Source organism: Achromobacter sp. T5-5, assembly GCF_055397965.1.
This window is the reverse complement of sequence record NZ_AP027919.1, coordinates 2245085-2268662: the sequence shown is the minus strand read 5'-3', so window position 1 is coordinate 2268662 and position 23578 is coordinate 2245085. Positions and strand designations below refer to the sequence as shown.

Here is a 23578-nt window from a genome sequence, read left to right as displayed (position 1 = left end):
GGCAGGGCGTGGCATGAAGCGTAGGCACGCAGGCAGGTGACGTCTAATATTAATTTTTGCGCGGGTGATATCCCTGCCGTATCGGCGCCCCGCCGCGCCCCTGGGCGCCGCCGTCGATACGAAACACATATCGCAAATCCAAAAAATAATATTGGACAGCTTTCAGCGCGCTCCCGGATAGTGAGCCCCGGCGCCTGTCGCGGCGCCTTTGTCCGACCCGGAGCGCCCGATGATCGATACGCTGGAACTCACCGCCATTCCCCCCGAGGACGAAGCCTTGCGCGCCGAGGTGCGCGCCTTCCTGGCCGATACGCTGGACGGCCTGGAACCCGACGAACGCGCCCGCTCGTGGATGGGCTTCGACGCGGGCTTCAGCCGCCAGCTTGCCGAGCGCGGCTGGCTGGGACTGACGCTGCCGCGCGAATACGGCGGCGCGGCGCGCGGCCACTTCGCGCGCTTCGTGCTGTCCGAGGAACTGCTGGGCGCGGGCGCCCCCGTGTCCGCCCACTGGATCGCCGACCGCCAGAGCGCGCCGCTCATCCTGAAATACGGCACGCCAGCGCAAAAGGATTTCTACCTGCCGCGCATCTGCGCCGCGCAGGCGTTCTTCTGCATCGGCATGAGCGAACCGGGCTCCGGCTCGGACCTGGCCAGCATCCGCACGCGGGCCACGCCCGTGTCCGGCGGCTGGCGCCTCAACGGCAGCAAGATCTGGACCACCAACGCGCACCGCTCCCACTACATGATCGCGCTCGTGCGCACGTCGGGCACCGCCGACGACCGGCACCAAGGCCTGTCGCAGGTCATCGTGGACCTGTCGCTGCCCGGCGTGTCGGTGCGCCCGATCGAGGACCTGGCGGGCGACGCGCATTTTTCCGAGGTCTTTTTCGACGATGTCGCGCTGGCCCCCGATGCGCTCATCGGCGAGGAAGGCGCGGGCTGGGCGCAGGTCAATGCGGAGCTGGCCTTTGAACGCAGCGGACCCGAGCGCCTGTACTCCAGCATCGCGCTGCTGGAATGCTGGCTGGCGCACTGCCGCGAGGCCGAGGCCGACGCCGCCGACCGCGCCGCGCTGGGCAGCATCCTGTCGCAGATGGCGGTGTTGCGCGCCATGTCGCTGGCGGTGGCGGGCAAGCTGGCGGCGGGCCTCAGCCCCGCCACGGAAGCCTCGCTGGTGAAGGACCTGGGCACCGAGCTGGAACAGGCCATCCCCCGCCTCATCGGCGATACGCTGGGGCGGCATCCGCAGCGGCCCGTGCCCTTGCCGCTCTTGCGCACGCTGGCGTACCTGGACCAGGTGGCGCCGACGTTCTCGCTGCGCGGCGGCACCCGTGAAATCCTGCGCGGCATCATCGCCCGCGGCCTTGGCCTTCGATAAGGACGACCGTCATGGACAACATTTTTGGCGACGCCGCCGAACGCCTCTTCGCCCAGACCTGCACGCCGGACGTGATCCGCGGCGCCGAGCAGGGCCAGCCGCAGGCCGCCGCCTGGCAGGCCTGCGAGGACGCCGGCTTCGCGGCTGCGCTGGTGCCTGAGGAACAGGGCGGCGCCGGACTGGGCCTGGCCGACGCCCTGCCCATCGTGCTGGCGGCCGGCCAGCACCTGTGCCCCTATCCCATCGCCCACACCCTGCTGGCCCGCGCCTGGCTCGCCCGCGCGCGGCGGCCGCAGGCGTCGGGCGCCGTCGCGCTCGCCCCGCACGGCCTCGCGATCGACGGCCAGCGCATCGCCGGCCTCAGCGTGCCCTGGGCACGCTGCGCCGATTACGTACTGGCCGGCATCGATGGCCAGGCCTGGCTGCTGCCCATGCAGGCGGCGCGCGTGGAGCCCGACGGGGTGCACGGCAGCCTGGACGCGCAGGTTTCCTGGGCGCGGGCCGATGCCGAGCGCATCGACGGCGCCGCGCCGCTGGACACGCTGGCGGCGGCCGCCTGCGCGGGCCTCATCGCCGGCGCCATGGACCGGGTGCTGACGATGACGCTGGACTACGCCAACCATCGCGCCCAGTTCGGCAAGCCCATCGGACGCTTCCAGGCGGTGCAGCAACAGATCAGCGTCATGGCCGAACAGGTGTGGGCCGCGCGCATGGCGGCGCAACTGGCCTTCCAGGGCGAGGACGGCCTGCCGCGCCCCCTGCTCGCGGCGCTGGGCAAGGCCCGCGCCAGCCAGGCCGTACCGCTGGTCGCCGACATCGCGCACGCCGTGCACGGCGCCATCGGCGTCACCGAGGAATACGACTTGCAGCTTTACACGCGCCGGTTGCGTGCATGGCGTCTTGCGGCCGGATCGGAATCCCATTGGCACGAACGCATCGGCGCCGATGCCCTGGCCAGCAACGCGGACGCGCTGACCTACCTGCGCACGGCGCTGTACGCCAAGGAAGCGCAATGAGGGCGGAGATAGGTGGCGAGATGCGCGACAAAATTCGGGACGAAATGCGCGACGAAATGGGCCTGAACATCGGCGTGGACCTGGGCCAGGACCTGGGCCAGGACCCGCGCGGCGACCTGCCGCTGTCCGGCGTCCGCGTGCTGGACCTGAGCCGCGTGCTGGCCGGTCCCTGGTGCACCCAGACGCTGGCCGACCTGGGCGCCGAAATCTGGAAGATCGAAGCGCCCGGCCAGGGCGACGACACGCGCGGCTGGTCGCCCCCCGACGTCGATGGCGAATCCACCTACTTCATGTGCGCCAACCGCAGCAAGGCGTCGATCGCCGTCAACCTGAAGCACCCGGAAGGCCAGCGCCTCGTGCGCGAGCTGGCGCGCGAGGCCGACGTGCTCGTCGAGAACTACCGGCTCGGCGCCCTGGACGCCTTTGGCCTGGGCTATGAAGACCTGTCTGCGCTCAACCCGGGCCTCGTGTATTGCTCGATCAGCGGCTACGGCAGGACCGGGCCGCGCGCGGACGAGCCGGGTTACGACTTCGTGATCCAGGCCGAAAGCGGACTGATGTCGATCACCGGCGAGCCGGGCGGCGCGCCGATGAAGCTGGGCGTGGCCATCACGGATCTCGTCACCGGCATGAACGGCGTACAGGCGATCCTGGCCGCCCTGCTGGCGCGTGCGCGCAGCGGGCGCGGGCGCGGGCAGCACATCGACCTGGCGCTGCTGGACGGCGCGGTGTCCGTGCTGGCCAATGTCGGCGCGGGCTATCTGGCCGCGGGTCAGACGCCGCGCCGGCTGGGCAACGCGCACCCCACGGTCGTGCCCTACCAGATCTTCGCGACCCGCGACGGCTCGTTCGCCCTGGCGGTGGGCAACGATGCGCAGTTCGCCCGGCTTTGCGACCTGGTCGGCCGGCCGGAATGGCGCGACGATCCAGCCTATGCCACCAGCCGCGCGCGCGTGCTGCACCGCGAGCGGCTGATCCCGGAGCTGGAACGCATCTTCGCCGGCGAGGACACCGCGCATTGGCTGCGGACCGTGCGCGCGGCCAGCATTCCGGCTGGCGCGGTGCGCAGCGTGGACGAGGCGCTGGATGCGCCCGAGATCGCCGCGCGCGGGCTGGTGGCCGACACGCCGGACGCCCGCCATGGCACGCTGCGCCTGTTGCGCTCGCCCCTGCGCCTGCTCGGCACGCCGCCGCGCGAACCGGCCGCGCCGCCGCGCCTGGGCGAACACACCGACGCGGTGCTGGCGCGCGTGCTGGCGCTGGACGACGCCGCGCTGGACCGCCTGCGCGCGCAAGGCGCCATCGCCTGACCCGATCGGGATCCGCCGCCCCGCCGTATCATGCGGCGTCTTCCCCGCCTGGAATTCCGCCATGGATTTGCGCCATCTCCAGCAGTTCCTCGTCCTTGCCGAAACGCTGAACTTCCATCGCGCCGCGGAAAAACTGCATATGTCGCAGCCGCCGCTGTCGGTGTCGATCCGCAAGCTCGAAGCGCAGGTGGGTGCGGCGCTGTTCGTGCGCGGCCGCCAGGGCGTCAAGCTCACGGAGGCCGGGCTGGCCGCGCTGGATGAGGCGCGCCGCGCCCTCTTCCATGCCGAGCAGTTCCGGCTTGCCGCCCGCGCCGGGGCGGCAGGCGAAGGCGGCACGGTGCGCATCGGATTCGTGGGGTCGGCCACGCACGACGTGCTGCCGCGCATCCTGCCGCGCTTTCGCGAACGCTATCCGGGCGTCACGGTGGTGCTGCGCGAGGCCACATCGATCCGCATCATGCAGGAACTGGAGGAAGACACGCTGGAAGTCGGCATCGTGCGCGTGCCGGTGGCGATGGGATCGAGCGTGCGGCTGTCGCCGCTGACGACCGAGACCTTCGCGCTCGCCGTGCCCAAAGCGCACCCGCTGGCGCGGCGCAGCCGCGTGCGCCTGACCGATCTGGCGCAGGAGCCGTTCATCATGTACACGGCCACCGAAGCCGCGGGACTGCGCATGGCGGCGATCAATGCCTGCCAGTTGCGTGGCTTCACCCCGCGCATCACGCAGGAGGCGGTGCAGGTGCAGACCCTGCTGAGCCTGGTCGAGAGCGGACTGGGCGTGGCGCTGGTGCCCGCGGGGGGCCGGCGCCATCCCGGCACCGGCGTGGTCTACAAGGCGCTCGCCGACTTCCCCGCCGGGGCATCCATCGGCATTTCGCTGGCCTGGAATCCCGCCACCGAGCGCAGCGCCACGCGCAATCTGCGCGAAATGGCCGGGCTGGCGTTTCGCGACAAAAACCCGAAATAGCCGCCCCGCTTGCGGCAATGCCGCGGGCAGGCTTAGGATGGAGCATGGTCACGCGGCGGCAACCGGCCGGATTTCCGGTCCGGCGCCGGGGCGGACGTTCGAACCTCGTCACCGATTCGGGAGCACATCGTGAAGACAGTTGCTGAGCTTCTCAGGGAAAAAGCCAATCACGCCGTCGTGACGGTGTCGCCGGACTCGTCGGTGTTCGACGCCGTCAAGACGATGGCCGACCGCAGCATCGGGGCGGTGGTGGTGGTGGAAGGCGAGGTGGTGCTGGGCATGCTGACCGAACGCGATTACGCGCGCAAGATCGTGCTGCAGGACCGGTCATCGCGCACGACCAAGGTGCGCGACATCATGACCGACTCGGTGTATTACGTCAGCCCGACAGATACGCGGGAACACTGTATGGCCATGATGACCGAACGGCACTTTCGCCATCTTCCGGTCATCGAGAACGACAAGCTCATCGGTCTGCTGTCCATTGGCGACCTGGTCAAGGACGTGATGAGCGAGCAGAAATTCATCATCCACGAACTCGAGCGCTACATCACGGGCGAACGCGGCTGACGGGGTGTTGCCTGGCGTGTTGCCTGCATGAAGGCCGGCGGCGCACGCCTCTGCGCGTCCCGCCGGGCCCCGCCGCACCTAGCCCGCCGTCAAGATCCTCGACGCCGGCACGATCAGGCCCAGGCCGGCGGCCAGCAGCAGGAAGAACACCATGCGCTTGACGGTCTTCATCGAATTCTCGGTGCTGTAGCGCCGCGCAAACCACGTCACTCCGATGACGATCGGCAACGCCTGCAGGCTCAGCCAGAACGACGACGCCGTGAAAGCCCCCTGCCCCGTCACTAGCGCCAGGCGCACCGTGGCGTTGAGCGAGAACAGGATGAGCAGGCTGTTGCGGATGGTGGCCAGCGGCAGCGGCTGGCGGTACAGGTGATAGACCATGGGCGGGCCGGCGCTGGAAAAAAGCCCGCCCAGCACCCCCGACACGCCGCCGAAGAACACGCTGGAAGCGCGGGAGGAAAGCTGCGCCAGCGGCTGGGTGCGGGCCACGAGCAAAATGGCGCAAGCCAGGATGGTGATGCCCAGGAGCAACTGCAGCAACACCGCCATGGACCCGCTGATCCACGTCAACGCGGCCACGCCCACCCCGACACCCGCCAGGCTGCTGATCGCGGCCGGCGTCAGCAAGGACCAGTTCACTTGCGGCCGGGCGCGCAGCAGCGTCACGGCGGCATTCGCCAGCGACAGCACGCTGACCACGTTGGCCACTTCGGACACGGTGGCAAGCTGGAACACGCCCGACAGGCCCAGCAGCACCAAGCCGAACGCAAAGCCGGTCATCGTCTGCGCATAGGTGGCAAGCGCCACGCAAGCCAGAAACAGCAGATGTTGATAGATGCTCATGCGGGGGAGCCAGACCTCGGCTCGGCCCGGCTGCGCGCCAGGGCGGCAGTGAGCGGATCGACGGGAGACGGCGTGGTAACGGGTTAACGGGTTAACGGGTTAACGGATTTTTGACGCCGGGCATCATAGCACTGGCCGCAGGGGCCGACCGCAAGGCCCCCTTGCCCCCGCGTCGGGGTTGCACGGACGGGGCGATTGCACACATTTGGTCACAAGTTGATGCGCTCCCGCACCGCGTCCACAGCGGGACGCCGCTATCCTTGCCGCCCGGCTAGCCCGACATGCCCGCCCCCGCCGCGCCATCCCGGCCCGCGCCTGGGGACCGCACGCCCGCCCCGCGAGAATGACGCCCAAACAGACCACGATCAACACGGTGACGCTGACCTGCTCCACCTGCGGCAGCGCCCAGTTCACCAAGCTGGACACCAACGAATACCAGTGCAGCCACTGCCACGCGGTCACGCTGGTCGAAGACAACGTCGCGCAGCGGCTGGAAAAGATCCTGCGCAACATCCAGAGGCCGCGTTCCGCGCCCATGAAGCCCATCGCGGTCGCGGCGATCTCGGTGGCGATCGTGGCCGGCGTCCTGGTTCCCCTGGCCGTCGGGTTGCTGGGCTCGCGCCCGGCGCCCTCGCCCGGCCGCAGCGCGGAACCGCCCATCGACGCCGCGCGGGTCAAGCTGACCGACGTCCAGGAAATCAAGGCGCGCGGCCGCACGCAACTGGTCATGATGGTGCGCAACGAGACCGGCCGGAAGATCGACGTGCCGCGCGTCACGGCGTCGTTCTTCCAGGGCGACCTGTCGCTGGCGACGGTATCCGGCTCGGCGCCCGCCCGCTCGCTGGAGCCGGGCGAATACACCCCCATGACGATCGCCGCGCCCGCCAAGGCGTTCAGCCGCTACGACCTGCAGGTCGGCACGCCGTCGCCCGCCCGCGGCAGGAACAATGACGTGGCCGCCAGCAAGGTGCAACTGGTCCGCAATGACGGCACTTACCGTCTGGTCGGCCTGATTCGCAACCGGGGGGCCAGCCCGGCCGGCAGCACGCAGATCACCGTGATGCTGTACGGCGCCGACGGCAGGCTGATCGGCACGGGCAACGGCTACGCCACGGCCAGCCCCCTGGCCCCGGACGCGCTGACGTCCTTCGACGTGCGCTGCGAGATGCTGCGCGACGGCGAGGTGGCCTCCTACGACTACATGGTGCAAAGTGAAAGCTGACCAGAACGCTGCCCCCGGCACGACCCGGCGCCTGGCGCGGCCCGCCCTGGCCGGCCTGGCGCTGATCCTGTTTGCCGCCGGCGGATACGCCGCCTGGAAGTACACGGCCCTCGGGCCCGCGCGCCAGCCGTCCGGGGCCGCGGTCACGGCCAGCGCCGCACCGCCGGCGGCCGAGCCGCCCGCCAGCCGCATCGTGCGCGTCAGCCCCGCCAATACGCGCGTCATCGGCCACGTGCGCCTGACCACCGAAGAGCTGCTGGACCCGGATTTCGCCCTGTTCGATGCCGCCGCGCTCAAGCTGTCGGCGCCGCGCCGGTTGCTCGACGAAATCGAGCGTCCGGTCCTGTATGCGGAACTGGTCAACACCAGCGACCGGTACGTTGCCCTGTCGCCCCGCGCCGAGATCGCGGTGTTCGACGGGTCGCGCCAGCTCGACCTGCGCCAGTCCTGGTCCCTGCCCACCCACCTGTACCCCGGCGAGCGCGTGCCGGTGGCGCTGACCGGGCGCGTGGAACGCTATTCGGAAGTCAAGACGAACTGGCTGCCGGCCAAGCGCGCGGCCCTGCCCGGCCCCCGCCCCGCGCTTGCCGTGACGGTGGAAAACACCGAGGCCGGCATCGGCACCGGCACGCTGAACTTCAGCTACCGCTTCCGTTACAAGTACGTGACCGTCCACGGCCGGGTTCGCAACGACAGCGCCGACGACGTCGACACCGTGCGCGTGTGGGTCAGCCTGTACGACGCCCAGGACCAGATCACAGGCGCCACGTTCAAGGAGCTGCGGCTGCCGCGCCTGCCGCCCGGCGACAGCGCGCCGTTCGAGGTCGACGTCAAGCAGTACGGGGGCAATTTCGCCCGCGTGGGCGTGGTCTACGACGCCAGCACGCCCTGAGCGGCCGGCCGCCCCCAATCGGTCAGGACGCCCTGATCCCCCGGCGGCCCGCGCGGCCGCCGTTTTGCGCGGCGCCTCTGGCCGCGCCGTCGCCCCCGAGCAACAGCGGCAACGAGCAAGTCTTATATAAGATATAAGACATTTGCTTGCCGCCCCCACTTGCTTCTACAATTCCGGCCGACAACCCTTCTTCCAACCCGACTTTGAGCAGGCCTCACATGCTGGATACTTACCGCCAACACGTTGCCGAACGCGCGGCTCTGGGGATTCCCCCGCTGCCCCTTACGGCCAAACAAACCGCCGAACTGATCGAACTGCTGAAGAACCCGCCCGCCGGCGAAGAACAGAACCTGGTCGAACTGCTGACGCATCGCGTGCCGGCCGGCGTGGATGACGCCGCCAAGGTCAAGGCTTCCTACCTGGCCGCCGTGGCCCTGGGCAAGGAAGCTTGTGCGCTGATCAGCCGTGCCAAGGCGACGGAACTGCTGGGCACGATGCTCGGCGGCTACAACATTGGCCCGCTGGTCGAACTGCTGGACGATGCGGAAATCGGCACCATCGCCGCCGATGCGCTCAAGAAGACCCTGTTGATGTTCGACGCCTTCCACGACGTCAAGGAAAAGGCCGACAAGGGCAACGCCAACGCCAAGTCCGTGATGCAAAGCTGGGCCGACGCCGAATGGTTCACCAGCCGTCCGGAACTGCCGGAAAGCCTGACCATCACGGTCTTCAAGGTCCCCGGTGAAACCAACACCGACGACCTGTCGCCCGCCCCCGACGCCACCACCCGTCCCGACATCCCCATGCACGCGCTGGCGATGCTCAAGAACAAGCGCGACGGCGCCGCATTCGAACCCGAAGAAGACGGCAAGCGCGGCCCGGTCAAGTTCATCGAATCCCTGAAGGAAAAGGGCCACCTGGTCGCCTACGTGGGCGACGTGGTCGGCACCGGCTCCTCGCGCAAGTCGGCCACCAACTCGGTGCTGTGGTTCACCGGCGAAGACATCCCCTTCGTCCCGAACAAGCGCTTTGGCGGCGTGTGCCTGGGCAACAAGATCGCCCCGATCTTCTACAACACGATGGAAGACGCCGGCGCCCTGCCGATCGAACTCGACGTGTCCAAGATGGAAATGGGCGACGTGGTCGAGCTGCGTCCCTATGAAGGCAAGGCGCTCAAGAACGGTGAAGTCATCGCCGAATTCGAAGTCAAGTCCGACGTGCTGTTCGACGAAGTGCGCGCCGGCGGCCGCATTCCGCTGATCATCGGCCGCGGCCTGACCGCCAAGGCGCGCGAGGCCCTCGGCCTGGCGCCGTCCACGCTGTTCCGCCTGCCCAAGGACCCGGTCGACTCCGGCCGCGGCTTCACGCTGGCCCAGAAGATGGTCGGCCGCGCCTGCGGCCTGCCGGAAGGCCGCGGCATCCGCCCGGGCACCTACTGCGAACCGAAGATGACCTCGGTCGGCAGCCAGGACACCACCGGCCCCATGACCCGCGACGAACTCAAAGACCTGGCCTGCCTGGGCTTCTCGGCCGACCTGGTGATGCAGTCGTTCTGCCACACCGCCGCCTACCCCAAGCCCGTGGACGTCAAGACGCACCACACGCTGCCTGAATTCATCAGCACCCGTGGCGGCGTGTCGCTGCGCCCCGGCGACGGCGTGATCCACTCGTGGCTGAACCGCATGCTGCTGCCCGACACCGTCGGCACCGGCGGCGACTCGCACACCCGCTTCCCCATCGGCATCTCCTTCCCCGCCGGCTCGGGCCTGGTGGCCTTCGCCGCCGCCACCGGCGTCATGCCGCTGGACATGCCGGAATCGGTGCTGGTCCGCTTCAAGGGCAAGCTGCAACCCGGCGTCACCCTGCGCGACCTGGTCAACGCCATTCCGCTGTACGCCATCAAGCAAGGCCTGCTGACCGTTGCCAAGCAGGGCAAGAAGAACATCTTCTCCGGCCGCATCCTCGAAATCGAAGGCCTGCCCGACCTGAAGGTCGAACAAGCCTTTGAACTGTCGGACGCTTCCGCCGAACGTTCGGCCGCCGGCTGCTCGGTGCGTCTGAACAAGGAACCGATCATCGAGTACATCAACAGCAACATCGTGATGCTCAAGTGGATGATCGCCAACGGCTACGAAGACGAGCGCACGCTGGGCCGCCGCATCAAGGCCATGGAAGCCTGGCTGGCCGATCCCAAGCTGCTGGAACCGGACGCCGACGCCGAATACGCCGCCGTCATCGAGATCGACCTGGCCGACGTGCACGAGCCCATCGTGGCCTGCCCGAACGACCCCGACGACGTCAAGACGCTGTCGGAAGTCGCCGGCGCCAAGATCGACGAAGTGTTCATCGGCAGCTGCATGACCAACATCGGCCACTTCCGCGCCGCCTCCAAGCTGCTCGAAGGCAAGCGCGACATCCCGGTCAAGCTGTGGGTCGCTCCCCCGACCAAGATGGACGCCACGCAACTGACCGAGGAAGGCCACTACGGCGTCTTCGGCACCGCCGGCGCCCGCACGGAAATGCCGGGCTGCTCGCTTTGCATGGGCAACCAGGCGCAGGTGCGTGAAGGCGCCACCGTCATGTCGACCAGCACCCGCAACTTCCCGAACCGCCTGGGCAAGAACACCAACGTGTACCTGGGTTCGGCGGAACTGGCCGCCATCTGCTCCAAGCTTGGCCGCATCCCGACCAAGGACGAGTACATGGCCGACATGGGCGTCATCAACAAGAGCGGCGACCAGATCTACCAGTACCTGAACTTCGACAAGATCGCCGACTACAAGGATGTTGCCGACGTGATCGAAGTCTGATCGCTGCGCGCATCGCAGGCCTGACGGCCTGACGACGGCCCCGGTGCAATCGCCCGGGGCCGTTTTTTTTGCCTCTGTCCGGGCATTTAGGGTCGGCGCGCGGCCTGTATAACGAAACGTTTCAATACAATCTCCGCACGCGGCCGCGACTCGGCCGCCATGGCCGGGGAAGCCCTGGCGCATTTTTCCTGGAGGAAGCCTGCCAATGATCCGGCTATTGCCGCCGACGCTGTTGCTGACGCTAGCCGGCTGCGCCACCGCGCCGCCTTCGAATCCCGACAATATCTGCGCCATCTTCCGCGAAAAGCCGGAATGGCACGACGCGGCGCTGAACGTGCAGAAGAAATGGGGCGCGCCGGTGCCGGTGCCCATCGCCATGATGTATCAGGAGTCCTCCTTCAAGCATGACGCGCTGCCGCCGCGCTATTACTTCCTGGGCATCATCCCGTGGGGCCGCGTGAGCTCGGCGTATGGGTATGCGCAGGCCAAGGATGAAACCTGGGCCGACTACAAGCGCGAAGCGGGCGGCTGGACGTCCAGCCGCGACAACTTTGCCGACGCGCTGGACTTCATGGGCTGGTACATGACCAAGACCCAGCGCATCAACGGCATCTCGAAATGGGACGCCTACGGGCAGTACCTGAACTACCACGAAGGCTGGACCGGCTACCGCAACCGCAGCTACGACCGCAAGGCGTGGTTGAAGACCGTGTCGCAAAAGGTGCAGGCGCGCGCCGAGAAGTTCACGGCGCAGTACAAGAGCTGCGAAGCCAGCCTGTCGCGCGGCGGATGGTTGTGGTGAGGCGCGCCTCTCCCCGCTGACGACGCAAAAAAATCCCGGCGCGGGGCCGGGATCGGTGGAGCGATGATGCGTGCGGGCCAGGCCCGCGTCGATCAGAAGTCCATGCTGGCCGACAGCGAGAACGTGCGCGGGCCGCCCAGGACGAGATAGCCGTTGCCCGGATAACCGCCCACCGACGACCAGTAGTTGCGGTTGGCGATGTTGTCCACGCGGGCACGCAGGGTCACGACGTGGCCGTCCACGTCCATCATGTAGCGCAGACCGGCGTCAAAGCGCGTCCAGCCGGGCACCTTGAGCGTGTTGGCGTCATTCGCATAGGACGACCCCGTGTAGACCACGCGGCCATCGATCGCCAGGCCTTCCACGCCCGGGATATCCCATTCCACGCCCATGTTCGCCTGGAAGCGCGGCACGCCGATCACGCGGTTGCCGTCCAGCGAGGCCGTGCCGGTCGAAACCTGCTTGGCGTCCAGCCACGTCAGGCCGCCCAGCAGGCGCACGCTGCGCACGGGCTCGCCGAACACGGTCAGTTCCACGCCCTGGTGGCGGTCCTTGCCCGAATTGGTCAGCTCGTTGTTGGCGTTGTAGGCCGCGCGCGGCTTGTCCGTCGAGAAGTACGCCAGGCCGGCGCCCAGGCCTTCCCGTTCAAACTTCACGCCGACTTCCTTCTGCTTGGACACGAAGGGCGGCAGGCTCTGGCCCACGTTGGGCACCGGCTTGCCGCCTGCCGTCGCGGGCGCGGTCGGACCGGCGACCAGGGCTTCGATGTAGTTGGCGTACAGCGAAACGCTGGGCGCGACCTTGACCACCAGGCCAAACGCCGGCGAGTTGTGGCTGGCGTCGTAGGCGCCGCTTTCATTGCCGGTGTTGTACGCGTAGTCGCGCTGCGACATGCGTTGATGGCGGATACCGGCCGTGAACAGCACCTTATCGTCCAGGAAGGACATCGTGTCGCCGATGGCGTAGCTGCTCAGGCGCGTGCGGCCCTGCAGCGCGGGGTTGTCCAGGTCGTTGCCGCGCAGCGCGGAAGCGCTGAAGGCAGGCTTGTCGTAGGAAATCGGATCGTAGATGTTCGTGGGGAACGTGTTGCGAAAGTCCATCACGTACGCGTTCTTCTTCTTCAGGTCGAAGAAGGAGGCGGACACGACGATCTCGTGGCCCACGGGGCCGGTCTGCGCCTTGGCGCGCAGGCCCAATTCACCGGTGTTGACGCTGTCTTCGCGCGTGTTGTCGAAGCGGTAGAAGGTCCCGTCGCCGGTGCTGCCATTGGTGAGCGTGATGTTGCCCAACGAGTTGGCTTCGTCGCTGCGGCGCATGCCGAAGGCGCCATATACCGTCAGCTTGTCGCTGAAATCGTGTTCGGCGCGCACGGTGCCGAAGACGTCGCGCTCATTGGAATAAGACCAGGGCTGCGCGTAATTGGAGCTGGCGTCCGGGGCGTCGGGCACCGTCGTGACGCCCGCGCCCAGGGTCACGTTCGGACGCGGGCGCTTGAGCTTGTTTTCCTGCCAGCCGATGTCGGCCGACAGGCGCGTATTCGCCGACCGCCAGTCCAGTCCCAGCGACACCACGCTGGTGCGGGAATGCTCATCGTCGATGCCCGTGTCGCCGCTGCGCTGCGCTGCGTTCAGGCGAATGCCGGTGCTGTCGTCCGGGCCGAAGCGGCGGGCGATGTCGGTCGACAACAGGAACTGGCCGCCGCTCGACACACCCGTGGTCACGCGGGTGAGTGGTTCGTTGGGCGCGCGCTTGGGTACCAGGTTGATCACACCGCCAATACCGCCGCCGCCGGGCGTCGCGCCCGTCAGGAACGCCGTCGCGCCGCGCAGCACTTCCACGCGCTCGAACAGCTCGGTAGCGATGTACTGGCGCGGCAGCAGGCTGTACAGGCCGTTGTAGGCCACATCGTCGGAGCTCAGGATGAAGCCGCGAATGAAGTACGACTCCTGGAAATTGCCGAAGCCGCGCGCCACGCGCACGCCCGCGTCGTTCTGCAGCACATCCCCCACGCTCTTGGCCTGACGGTCCTGGATCAGTTCGTTCGTATAGCTAGTGACGCTGAACGGCGTGTTCATGAAATCTTCCGTGCCCAGAATGCCGACACGGCCGCCGCGCGCCACCTGCCCGCCCGCGAAGGGCGCCGACAGGCCACCGGCCGACGCATCCGCGCTGGCCTCGACGCGGATGGCGTCCATCGAGGTCACCGGGCTGGTGGTCGTGGCGGATGGGGTCTGGGGTGCGGTCTGGGCGTGGACGGCGCCGAAGCACGGCAGCGCGGCTGCCATGCATGCAAGAGTTCGAATTTTCATAACGGGACGCGGTAGGGCGGAGTGGATCCGCGTTGCGGGGCAGATCCGCAAAATCCCGCGCTGAACCGACGTGGCGTCCGGAAGAACCGGCGCCAGCAAAGCCCGTTCGCCCTGGGGTCTTGAGGTCTAACGCCGCAGATGTTACCAAAAGAGAATCGTTCTCATTGATTCTTTTATGAAGAAACAGCCCTCGCCCGTTGCGGCATGACAACACAATGCTCCGGCGGGCGGATGCGGCGCCCGCCGCCCGAACCGCTAGGCCGCCGCGTCCTCGCGCTCCAGTTCGGCCTGGATCTCGGCTTGCGCTTGCGCCTCTTCGGCCTGGTAAGCCGCCAACGCCTGCTCCAGCGACCCCAGTCCCTGCTGCGCCGGCATGCCCTGGCCCGCGGCGGGAAGGTCGACCGCCGGGCCCGCGATCAGCACGAAGTGCGAAGGCGCGCATCCCGCCATCAGCAGCAGCACCCCTTCTTCGCCGTCCGGCTGCGCGGTGGCGGCCACTGCCCAGCCCGTCCGGACCACCGCGAAATCCGGATCGCCGCCCGCCACCTTGGGCAAGGGATTCGCGCCCCGGCGGCAATGCCTGGCGCGCACGCCCAGATCGCCGTGGATCGCGGTGATCCAGGCGTTCCAGCCTGGCTGCAACGGCACCAGCGTGGTCGCCCCGGGGCGCAATTGGCCGTCCAGGATCAGCAGCGGCGCGGGCGTTCGCAGCGGCGACTCGCTTTCCCCGTGCTGGCCCGATACCACGCGTATGCGCCCGGAAGGGCTCTGGATCACGGGAATCTCCGCGGTGCGCAGCAGCGAAGTCGAGGGCGCCTGCGATTTCAGATCACCCGGCAGGTCCATGAAAATCTGCAGACCGTGCAGCCTGGCTTCTCCCACGGGACGCTGCGCATGCACGAGGCCGCGCCCCGTCTGCGCCCAGTACAGGTCGCCCGCGCGGATGTCGCGGCTGTCCGCGGCGCCCTCCAGGTTCTGCAGGACGCCCGTGCTGTCATCCAGCAGCAGCGTTGCCGCGCTGATGCCCGCATGCGAGTGCGGGCCAAATGCCGGCCCCGTCATGACGAAATGGTCCACCAGCACGACCGGCGACACGCTCGTCGAAAAATCGGTATGGCGAAACTGCCGGATCTCGCACGAGTCGCCCTGGGACTTGATGGCGCCGGGGACAACGGCGCTGAGCTTAAGAGTCAAAAAAAACGCTACCTGAGTAATGGCTGAATGCGGCCACAGCTTATGCGTTCCCACAATCGGACAGTAGACGCTGATTTCAGGAATAATTGTCCTGTCCGACAGGACAATTGCCACGATTCCGCCCCGTTTTCCCTATTAAAACGCTGTATGCCTACCTACATTCACCGCGTCGATGACCTGCTTTTATTCAATGAAGTCGTCGAAAAAGGCGGCTTTTCCGCAGCCGCACGTGTGTTGAATATGCAACGTTCCAAGCTCAGCCGCCGGGTTGCGGACCTGGAAACCCGGCTGGGACTGCGGCTGCTCCAGCGCAACACGCGCCGCGTCTCGCTGACGCCGATGGGCGAGCAGGTCTACGCCCATGCGCAGGCCCTGGCCCGGGAAGCGCGCACCGTCTATGACCTGGCTGCGACCGTGGGCGACGCGCCCGCCGGCTTTCTGCGCATCACCGCCCCCTCGCCCCTGGCGGTGACCGTGCTCGGCGGCCTCGTGGCGCGGTTTTGTCTCGCCCACCCCAACGTGCGCGTGCTGCTGGACACGCGGGATCAGATCATCGACCTGATCGCCGAAGGCTATGACCTCGCATTCCGCGCCCAGGCGTCGTCCCTGACCGACTCGCGGCTGAACGCGCACGAAGTCGCGCCAGCGCCCTTGGTGCTGGTCTGCAATCCGACCATGGCAGCCGCCGCGCCCCGGCATCCCCGCGATCTGGCGGCAATGCCCCTCCTGGCGCTCGCCACGCAGGACGGCCCGCGGACGTGGCGCTTCACGGGCCCGTCGGGTGAGACCGAGTCCGTGGAATTCCAGCCGCGGTGCCTGAGCAGCAACATGGACGCCCTGAGGGCGATGGCCTGCGCGGGCCTGGGCGTGGCGCTGGTGCCCCGCTACCTGTGCGCCGCCCAATTGGACTCGGGCGAACTCGCGCAGGTCCTGCCCGCCTGGGTCGCGCCGCCCGCACGCATCCACGCCGTCATGCCGGCGCGCGGCGGCGAGCCGCTGGCGCTGCGGCGCTTCCTGGAATATGCGGCGGCGGAGCTTCCCGCGCGCCTGGCCTGAGCCCCGATTGCGGACACGGGGTATTGCAGGCTTTGCGCGCGTCCGCCAAAGTAGGGGCTTCGCCGTATCCGGGCCTGGCCGGCGCGAAACCAAGGGCCGGAACTTTGACGCGCCAGACAAGTCTTATATAAGATATAAGACACAAACCAAGATATAGCCCCTCGGCAAACTTGTCCCTGAGACAATGACAAACGCGCCGAAACGCTTGAAAATGCCGCCTTCAGCTGGGCAAAACCACGGAGTCCATCATGCCGCACAACACCCTAGACACACTCAAGAATTTCAAGATCGGCAACAAGTCCTGTCAGTACTACTCGCTGCCGGCGCTGGGCAAATCGCTCGGCATCGACGTGCAGCGGCTGCCGGTCTCCATCCGCATCGTGCTGGAGTCCGTGCTGCGCAACTGCGACGGCAAGAAGGTCACTGAAGAACACGTCCGGCAGCTCGCCAACTGGCAGGCCAACGCCAAGCGCGAAGATGAAATTCCCTTTGTGGTCGCCCGGGTCGTGCTGCAGGATTTCACCGGTGTGCCGCTGCTGGCCGACATCGCCGCCATGCGTTCGGTGGCCGACAAGATGGGCAAGAGCCCCAAGAGCATCGAGCCCCTTGTGCCCGTGGACCTGGTGGTGGACCACTCGGTCATGATCGACTACTTCGGCACCAAGAACGCGCTGGACCTGAACATGAAGCTGGAGTTCAAGCGCAACCAAGAGCGCTACCAGTTCATGAAGTGGGGCATGCAGGCGTTCGACACCTTCGGCGTCGTGCCCCCGGGCTTCGGCATCGTTCACCAGGTCAACCTGGAATACCTGGCGCGCGGCGTGCACCAGGACAAGCAGAACAACGTCTACTACCCCGACTCGCTGGTGGGCACCGACAGCCACACCACCATGATCAACGGCATCGGCGTGGTCGGCTGGGGCGTGGGCGGCATCGAAGCCGAAGCCGGCATGCTGGGCCAGCCCGTCTACTTCCTGACGCCCGACGTGGTGGGTGTCGAGCTCAAGGGCCAGTTGCGCGGCGGCGTCACCGCCACCGACCTGGTGCTGACCATCACCGAAATGCTGCGGCGTGAAAAGGTCGTGGGCAAGTTCGTCGAATTCTGCGGCGAAGGCACCGCCAGCCTGACCGTGGCCGAACGCGCCACCATCGGCAACATGGCGCCGGAATACGGCGCGACCATGGGCTTTTTCCCGGTCGACGAACGCACCATCGACTACTTCCGCGGCACCGGCCGCACCGAAGAGGAAATCGCCGCCTTCGAAGCCTACTTCAAGGCGCAGAAGATGTTCGGCATTCCCTCGGCGCAGGACATCAATTTCACCAAGCTGCTGACGCTGGACCTGGCCACCGTCGCGCCCTCGCTGGCCGGCCCCAAGCGCCCGCAGGACCGCATCGAAATCGGCAACGTCAAGAACACCTTCATCGACCTGTTCTCCAAGCCGGTTGCGGAAAACGGCTTCAACCAGCCCGCCGAAAAGCTGGACCAGACCTTCACCACCAGCGCCGGCACCAAGATCAAGAACGGCGACATCCTGATCGCCGCCATCACGTCCTGCACCAACACGTCCAACCCCAGCGTCCTGCTGGCGGCCGGCCTCTTGGCCAAGAAGGCCGTGGAAGCCGGCCTGACCGTGCCCAAGCACATCAAGACCTCGCTGGCGCCTGGCTCCCGCGTGGTCACCGAGTACCTGACCAAGACCGGCCTGCTGCCGTACCTTGAAAAGCTGGGCTTCGACGTGGCGGCCTATGGCTGCACGACCTGCATCGGCAACGCGGGCGACCTCACCCCGGACCTGAACGAAGCCATCACCAGCAACGACCTGATCTGCTCGGCCGTGCTGTCGGGCAACCGCAACTTCGAGGCCCGCATCCATCCGAACATCAAGGCCAACTTCCTGGCCTCGCCGCCGCTGGTCGTGGCCTATGCGCTGGCTGGCACCGTCACGCGCGACCTGATGACCGAACCGGTCGGCCGCGGCAAGAACGGCGACGTGTGGCTGGGCAACATCTGGCCGACCACCGAGGAAATCAACGCCCTGCTGAAGTACGCGCTGGATCCCGAAGCCTTCGAGGCCAACTACGGCCAGGTCAAGAGCAATCCCGGCAAGCTCTGGGAAAACATCAAGGGTGTCACGGGCGATACCTACAACTGGCCCGATTCCACGTACATCGCCGAACCGCCCTTCTTCGAAGGCTTCGGCATGACCCCGGGCGCGATGCCCACGGTCAAGGGCGCGCGCGCGCTGGGCGTCTTCGGCGACTCGGTCACCACCGACCACATCTCGCCGGCCGGTTCCATCAAGGAAACCTCGCCCGCGGGCAAGTGGCTGAAGGAGCACGGCGTCATGAAGGCCGACTTCAACAGCTACGGTTCGCGTCGCGGCAACCATGAAATCATGATGCGCGGCACCTTCGCCAACGTGCGCATCAAGAACCTCATGATCCCGTCGCTGCCCGACGGCAGCCGCTTCGAAGGCGGCGAGACCCTGTTCCAGCCCACCGGCGAACAGATGTCGATCTACGACGCGGCCATGAAGTACGTGGCTGCCGGCACCCCCACCGTGGTGTTCGGCGGCGAAGAGTACGGCACCGGCTCCTCGCGCGACTGGGCCGCCAAGGGCACCCAACTGCTGGGCGTCAAGGCCGTCATCGCCCGCAGCTTCGAGCGCATTCACCGCAGCAACCTGGTGGGCATGGGCGTGCTGCCCCTGCAGTTCAAGGGCGGCGACAGCGTCCAGTCGCTGGGCATCACCGGCGAAGAAACGTACGACATCTCCGGCCTGGAAAACGGCATCAAGCCGATGCAGGACGTGACGCTGACGATCACGCGCAAGGACGGCTCCAAACAGGACGTGACCGTGCTGCTGCGCATCGACACGCCGATCGAGGTCGATTACTACCAGCACGGCGGCATCCTGCCCTTCGTGCTGCGTCAGTTGCTCGCGGCCTGATCCTCGACGGTTGCAGCGCAGTACAAGCGCCCCGGGACCTTGCGGTTCCGGGGCGTTTTTCATTTATGGCACTGCCCGGTGTCTGACACCCAGGAGAGATGACCGTCAGCTTGCCCAGCGTCTCATGGGTGTCAGACACCCCTAGGAAAGACGACCGTCAGCTTGCCCAGCATCTCCACGGGTGTCAGACACCCATTCAAAGATCAATCGAACTGATAAGCGTCCATCGCCAGCGCGCCGTACGACACTTCATCGTTCAGTCGCGTTGCCGCCGGCCCGCCCGCCCCCAGCGCCACGTACAACGGCATCAGGTGGTCGTCGTGCGGATGCGCCTGCAGGGCACCCGGCGCCTGCGCCTGCCAGTCCAGCAGCGCGGGCACGTCATGCCCGGCCAGCTTCTCGGCATACCATGCCTGAAAGCCCGGCACGTAGTCCACCGCCGGCGCGTTCTGCGGCATGCGGATGTGGCGCAGGTTGTGCGTCAGCGACCCCGATCCGATGATCAGGATGTCTTCGTCGCGCAGGGGCGCGAGCGCGCGGCCCAGTTCCAACTGCCCGGCCGCATCGCGGCCCATGTCCAGCGAAAGCTGCACGACGGGCACGTCCACGTCCGGATACAGGTATCGCAGCGGCACCCAGGCGCCGTGGTCGAGCGGACGCCGCGGATCCCGGTCCGCCGCGATGCCGGATTGCGACAGCAGGGCCTGCACGCGCGCGGCCAGTTCCGGCGAGCCCGGCGCGGCGTATTGCAGCGTGTAGAGTTCGGGCGGAAAGCCGCCAAAATCGTGCCAGGCGACTTGCTGGTCGCGGGTGGACAGCGCCAGGCCCTCGCCCATCCAGTGCGGCGAGACCACCAGGATGGCGCGGGGCTTGCGGCCCTGCGCGGCGCTCCAGTCCGCGAGCGCCGGACCGGTCTTGCCGGGTTCGACGGCCAGCATCGGAGAACCATGGGAAACGAAAAGCGTAGGCCAACGCATGGCGGTGCCTCCAGGAATGTATCGATGCCATCATTTTCGGCCGATTCAATCCAGCAATAAACCCCCGGCACGGAGATAATCTGTTGCCAACACAGCATCAATACAGCACCAATCAGGCGCCAAGTGCCCGCCGCGCGATTGAGGCGACCCAGCCGGCCAGCCCCCCCGCCATCCGCCATGGGATGGGCGGCCGCCCCGCCGCAGGTGCCGGGCGTTAAACTACGTCGTTACACACTGAATGGACGTTCCCCGAAAGTTATGGCCCGATCCCGCAGCCAATCCGCTCCCCGCATGACCCGTGAGGCCACTCGTCTGGTCGCGCTTGCCCAGGCGTTGAACCGCTCGGGCAGCCGTGTCGAAGACGTGTTCTGGGAGACCCAGCTTGGCGAAGCGATTCCGAAGCTGCTCAAGGCAAGCCAGGACGCCCCGCTCGAAGCGGCGCTGGACCACCTTGCCCAAAGCGACGTGGGCGCCTACGAGGTCTTGATCGAACAGGCAGAAACCCTGTCCGAATCGATGAAGATCGAGAAAAACGGCGTCCGTTACGACGTGCTGCTGATCGTCGCGCCCATCGTCGCCTGGACCCGCTACGCCATTCCCACCGGCCCCATTTCCGCCAGCGCCCAGCAAGCCCTGCTGGCGCAACTGCACGGACACGTCCTTTCCAGCACGGCCCGCACCGCGCTGATGCCCGTGCTGGTCAGCGTGGACCAGATGCCGCGCACCTTCTCCGAAACCTGGCAATGGCTCCAGCGCCTGGGGTCGCAGGCACTGGGGGCAGAAACCACCAAGCCGGCGCTCAACACGGACACCGAGACCGCCAACATGCTGGCCGACACGCGCTACATCGTCGGCGCCGTGGCCGTGGCCGAAGGCGCACCGATCTTCCGCTGGCAGGAACACGTGGGCGACGCCGAGGCAAGCCGCGACGCCTGCCTCGCGCAATGGGCCGCCCAGGCGCAGCCCACCCTGGCCGCCCTGCTGCCCGGCTGCGGCTTCGAAACCCTGCTGCCAGACGCCTACTACGTCAGCAACCGCGAAGCCGATCGCCAGGTGCGTCCGCTGTCGCTGCGCGCGGCGGTCAGCTGGCTGGAGGGCGCCGTCAACCTGGAAGCCTCGCAACTGCGGGCGGTCGTGGCCGGCTGCGGCGAAGGCCGTATCGACGAATACCGCATCGGCTTCACGGCGCGCAACAGCAACGACGTGTACTACGGCTGCGTCTGGCCCCTGTACGGCCGCGAGGAAGACGTGGTCATGGACGAAGGTCAGCCGGACGTGGTCGACGAAATCGCGGCCCTGCTCAAGGAATACGGCGTCACCGACGTGCGCCGCATCCCCGGGGTGCTGCCGCCCGAGTACTGCGAAGACTGCGGCGCGCCCTACTTCCCGAATCCCCTGGGCGAACTGGTGCATGCCGAATTGCCCGAGGACGCCGAAGCGGCCCCCGCGCAGTTTCACTGAGCGGCCATGCAAGCGGACATCTTCTGCCGCGTCGTCGACAATTACGGCGACGTCGGCGTGTGCTGGCGCCTGGCGCGCCAGCTTGCGCGCGACTGCGGCTGGGACGTGCGCCTGTGGGTCGATGACCTGGAAAGCTTCGCGCACATCCAGCCCGGCCTGGTCCCCACGGCGTCCCGCCAGCGGCTGGCCGGCGTGGACGTCCTGCACTGGACCGACGCGCCCGATCCGGCGCTCTGCGCGCGCGACGTGGTGATCGAAGCCTTCGCCTGCGATCCGCCCGCGACCTTCATCGAGTCGATGCGCCGCACCCACCCGGTCTGGATCAACCTGGAATACCTGAGCGCCGAATCCTGGGTCGAAAGCTGCCACGGGCTCCCGTCGCAGCGGCCGGACGGCCTGGTAAAGCATTTCTTCTTTCCTGGCTTCACGGCCGCCACCGGCGGCCTGCTGCGCGAGCCCGGGCTGTCGGCCGAACGCGATGCGTTGCAGGCGTCGGCCCCGCTTCAGGACAGCTTCCTGCGCGCGGTGGGTGTGCCGGAAGATGCGCTCGCCCTGCGGCAGGCGGGCGCCCGCACCGTGTCCCTGTTTTGCTACCCGTCCGCCCCGGCCGCCGAACTGGCCCAGGCCCTGGCGGCCGACCCGCGTCCGACCGTCCTGCTGGTCCCGCAGGGCGTGGCCCCGGCCCTGGAGTCGGCCTGCGGAGCGCCCGGCGCGCCCCGCGTGGTCCGCCTGCCCTTCATCGCCCAGCCGGACTACGACCGGCTGCTGTGGTGCGCCGACCTCAATTTCGTGCGCGGCGAAGACTCCTTCGTCCGCGCGGCCTGGGCCGCGCGTCCGCTGGTCTGGCAGATCTATCCCCAGGAAGAAAACGTCCACCTGGAGAAGCTGGACGCCTGGCTCGCCCGCTATCCGGCCCCGGAACCGGCGCATGCGCTGATCCGGGCCTGGAACCAGCCCCAGCCCGGCCGCACCGCGGCAGCCTGCGCCGACGCGCTGGCGCTGGCGGCGTGGCAGGCCTGGCTCGACGCCGCCCGCCAGTGGGACGCCTGCCAATCGGCGCTGCCCGGCCTGGCCGAAAATCTGGCTGTTTTTTGCACAGAGTTGGCCAAGAAACGCTAGAATAGAGAGTTTTCTGAGTTGCCCTGAATCTGTCGGGCCTCAACTATGACGCCTCCCGGGGTGTGCACAAGTCCATTGCGGCTTTTGCTAACACGGCGAGCGCACCCATCACCCCCGGAGTTTTATCGATGAAAACCGCTCAGGAATTGCGAGTCGGCAACGTGGTCATGGTCGGCAAGGATCCCCTCGTGGTCCAGAAGGCCGAATACAACAAGTCGGGCCGCAACGCGGCCGTCGTCAAGCTGAAGTTCAAGAACCTGCTGACCGCCTCGGCCAGCGAATCGGTCTACAAGGCTGACGAAAAGTTCGAAGTCGTCCAACTGGATCGCAAGGAATGCACGTATTCCTACTTCGGCGACCCGATGTACGTCTTCATGGACGAAGAGTACAACCAGTACGAAATCGAAGCCGAAAGCATGGGCGACGCCCTGAACTACCTGGAAGAAGCGATGCCCGTGGAAGTGGTCTTCTACGACGGCCGCGCCATCTCGGTTGAACTGCCCACCACCATCGTTCGCGAAATCACCTACACCGAACCCGCCGTCCGTGGCGACACTTCGGGCAAGGTGACCAAGCCGGCCAAGATCAACACCGGCTACGAACTGAACGTGCCGCTGTTCTGCGCCATCGGCGACAAGATCGAAATCGACACCCGCACGAACGAATACCGCAGCCGCGTCAACAACTGATCCGGCCCA

Annotated in this window: 18 protein-coding genes; 14 read left to right on the top strand and 4 right to left on the bottom strand. The window is 67.3% G+C overall.

Annotation, left to right across the window (positions count from 1 at the left end; genetic code table 11):
* The first annotated feature begins 229 nt into the window (after window positions 1-229).
* The 5 genes from ACZ50Q_RS10140 to ACZ50Q_RS10120 all read left to right on the top strand — a co-directional run bounded on the left by ACZ50Q_RS10140 (window position 230) and on the right by ACZ50Q_RS10120 (window position 5241).
* A complete protein-coding gene (locus ACZ50Q_RS10140) occupies window positions 230-1378 on the top strand; it encodes an acyl-CoA dehydrogenase family protein (RefSeq protein ID WP_464081402.1) in 1149 nt (382 codons plus the stop codon).
* Between the two features lie 11 nt (window positions 1379-1389).
* A complete protein-coding gene (locus ACZ50Q_RS10135) occupies window positions 1390-2394 on the top strand; it encodes an acyl-CoA dehydrogenase family protein (protein WP_464081401.1) in 1005 nt (334 codons plus the stop codon).
* 20 nt (window positions 2395-2414) lie between these two features.
* Window positions 2415-3704 carry a CaiB/BaiF CoA transferase family protein gene (locus tag ACZ50Q_RS10130; protein ID WP_464081400.1) on the top strand — a complete coding sequence of 430 codons (1290 nt, stop codon included), beginning with the start codon at window positions 2415-2417 and terminating at the stop codon, window positions 3702-3704.
* A 61-nt stretch (window positions 3705-3765) separates the two neighbouring features.
* Window positions 3766-4671, top strand: coding sequence for a LysR family transcriptional regulator (locus ACZ50Q_RS10125; RefSeq protein ID WP_076520143.1), 906 nt, complete (start codon window positions 3766-3768; stop codon window positions 4669-4671).
* A 129-nt stretch (window positions 4672-4800) separates the two neighbouring features.
* Window positions 4801-5241 carry a CBS domain-containing protein gene (locus tag ACZ50Q_RS10120; RefSeq protein WP_092581361.1) on the top strand — a complete coding sequence of 147 codons (441 nt, stop codon included), beginning with the start codon at window positions 4801-4803 and terminating at the stop codon, window positions 5239-5241.
* A gap of 78 nt (window positions 5242-5319) precedes the next feature.
* On the opposite strand, the gene ACZ50Q_RS10115 is transcribed toward ACZ50Q_RS10120, so the two are convergent.
* Window positions 5320-6084 (bottom strand): TSUP family transporter, encoded by a 765-nt coding sequence (locus ACZ50Q_RS10115; protein WP_464081399.1) that lies wholly within the window; start codon window positions 6082-6084, stop codon window positions 5320-5322.
* A gap of 343 nt (window positions 6085-6427) precedes the next feature.
* On the opposite strand from ACZ50Q_RS10115, the gene ACZ50Q_RS10110 reads away from it, so the two are divergent.
* The 4 genes from ACZ50Q_RS10110 (at window position 6428) to ACZ50Q_RS10095 (ending at window position 11810) form a co-directional block, all read left to right on the top strand.
* Entirely contained in the window at window positions 6428-7306 is an 879-nt protein-coding gene (locus tag ACZ50Q_RS10110; protein ID WP_464081398.1) for an FxLYD domain-containing protein, read from the top strand.
* Window positions 7296-8198, top strand: a complete 903-nt coding sequence (locus tag ACZ50Q_RS10105) for an FxLYD domain-containing protein (RefSeq protein WP_464081397.1) — start codon at window positions 7296-7298, stop codon at window positions 8196-8198. The genes ACZ50Q_RS10110 and ACZ50Q_RS10105 overlap by 11 nt, the downstream gene beginning before the upstream one ends.
* Before the next feature lie 218 nt (window positions 8199-8416).
* Window positions 8417-11008: a bifunctional aconitate hydratase 2/2-methylisocitrate dehydratase gene (gene acnB / locus ACZ50Q_RS10100; RefSeq protein WP_092581365.1), complete on the top strand. Its 2592-nt coding sequence runs from the start codon at window positions 8417-8419 to the stop codon at window positions 11006-11008.
* A 205-nt stretch (window positions 11009-11213) separates the two neighbouring features.
* Entirely contained in the window at window positions 11214-11810 is a 597-nt protein-coding gene (locus tag ACZ50Q_RS10095) for a transglycosylase SLT domain-containing protein (protein WP_092581366.1), read from the top strand.
* A gap of 92 nt (window positions 11811-11902) precedes the next feature.
* Here ACZ50Q_RS10095 and ACZ50Q_RS10090 read toward each other — a convergent pair whose 3' ends face one another.
* Window positions 11903-14119, bottom strand: coding sequence for a TonB-dependent receptor (locus ACZ50Q_RS10090; RefSeq protein WP_464081396.1), 2217 nt, complete (start codon window positions 14117-14119; stop codon window positions 11903-11905).
* A 255-nt stretch (window positions 14120-14374) separates the two neighbouring features.
* Window positions 14375-15313, bottom strand: a complete 939-nt coding sequence (locus ACZ50Q_RS10085) for a pirin family protein (RefSeq protein WP_464081395.1) — start codon at window positions 15311-15313, stop codon at window positions 14375-14377.
* A 147-nt stretch (window positions 15314-15460) separates the two neighbouring features.
* Between ACZ50Q_RS10085 and ACZ50Q_RS10080 the strand changes: the two genes are divergently transcribed.
* Window positions 15461-16369 carry a LysR substrate-binding domain-containing protein gene (locus tag ACZ50Q_RS10080; protein ID WP_464081394.1) on the top strand — a complete coding sequence of 303 codons (909 nt, stop codon included), beginning with the start codon at window positions 15461-15463 and terminating at the stop codon, window positions 16367-16369.
* A gap of 248 nt (window positions 16370-16617) precedes the next feature.
* Window positions 16618-19323, top strand: a complete 2706-nt coding sequence (gene acnA, locus ACZ50Q_RS10075; protein WP_464081393.1) for an aconitate hydratase AcnA — start codon at window positions 16618-16620, stop codon at window positions 19321-19323.
* Between the two features lie 203 nt (window positions 19324-19526).
* Here the strand turns inward: acnA and ACZ50Q_RS10070 are convergent, their stop codons facing one another.
* The gene (locus ACZ50Q_RS10070; protein ID WP_092581371.1) at window positions 19527-20300 is read right to left on the bottom strand and encodes a DODA-type extradiol aromatic ring-opening family dioxygenase; all 774 of its coding nucleotides are present in this window, start codon (window positions 20298-20300) and stop codon (window positions 19527-19529) included.
* A gap of 258 nt (window positions 20301-20558) precedes the next feature.
* Here ACZ50Q_RS10070 and ACZ50Q_RS10065 point away from each other — a divergent pair, with 258 nt between their 5' ends.
* The 3 genes from ACZ50Q_RS10065 (at window position 20559) to efp (ending at window position 23569) form a co-directional block, all read left to right on the top strand.
* Window positions 20559-21761, top strand: coding sequence for a DUF2863 family protein (locus ACZ50Q_RS10065; protein WP_092581372.1), 1203 nt, complete (start codon window positions 20559-20561; stop codon window positions 21759-21761).
* A gap of 6 nt (window positions 21762-21767) precedes the next feature.
* A complete protein-coding gene (gene earP, locus ACZ50Q_RS10060; protein WP_464081392.1) occupies window positions 21768-22880 on the top strand; it encodes an elongation factor P maturation arginine rhamnosyltransferase EarP in 1113 nt (370 codons plus the stop codon).
* A 128-nt stretch (window positions 22881-23008) separates the two neighbouring features.
* Entirely contained in the window at window positions 23009-23569 is a 561-nt protein-coding gene (gene efp / locus ACZ50Q_RS10055) for an elongation factor P (RefSeq protein WP_006220534.1), read from the top strand.
* The last annotated feature ends 9 nt before the right edge of the window (window positions 23570-23578 follow it).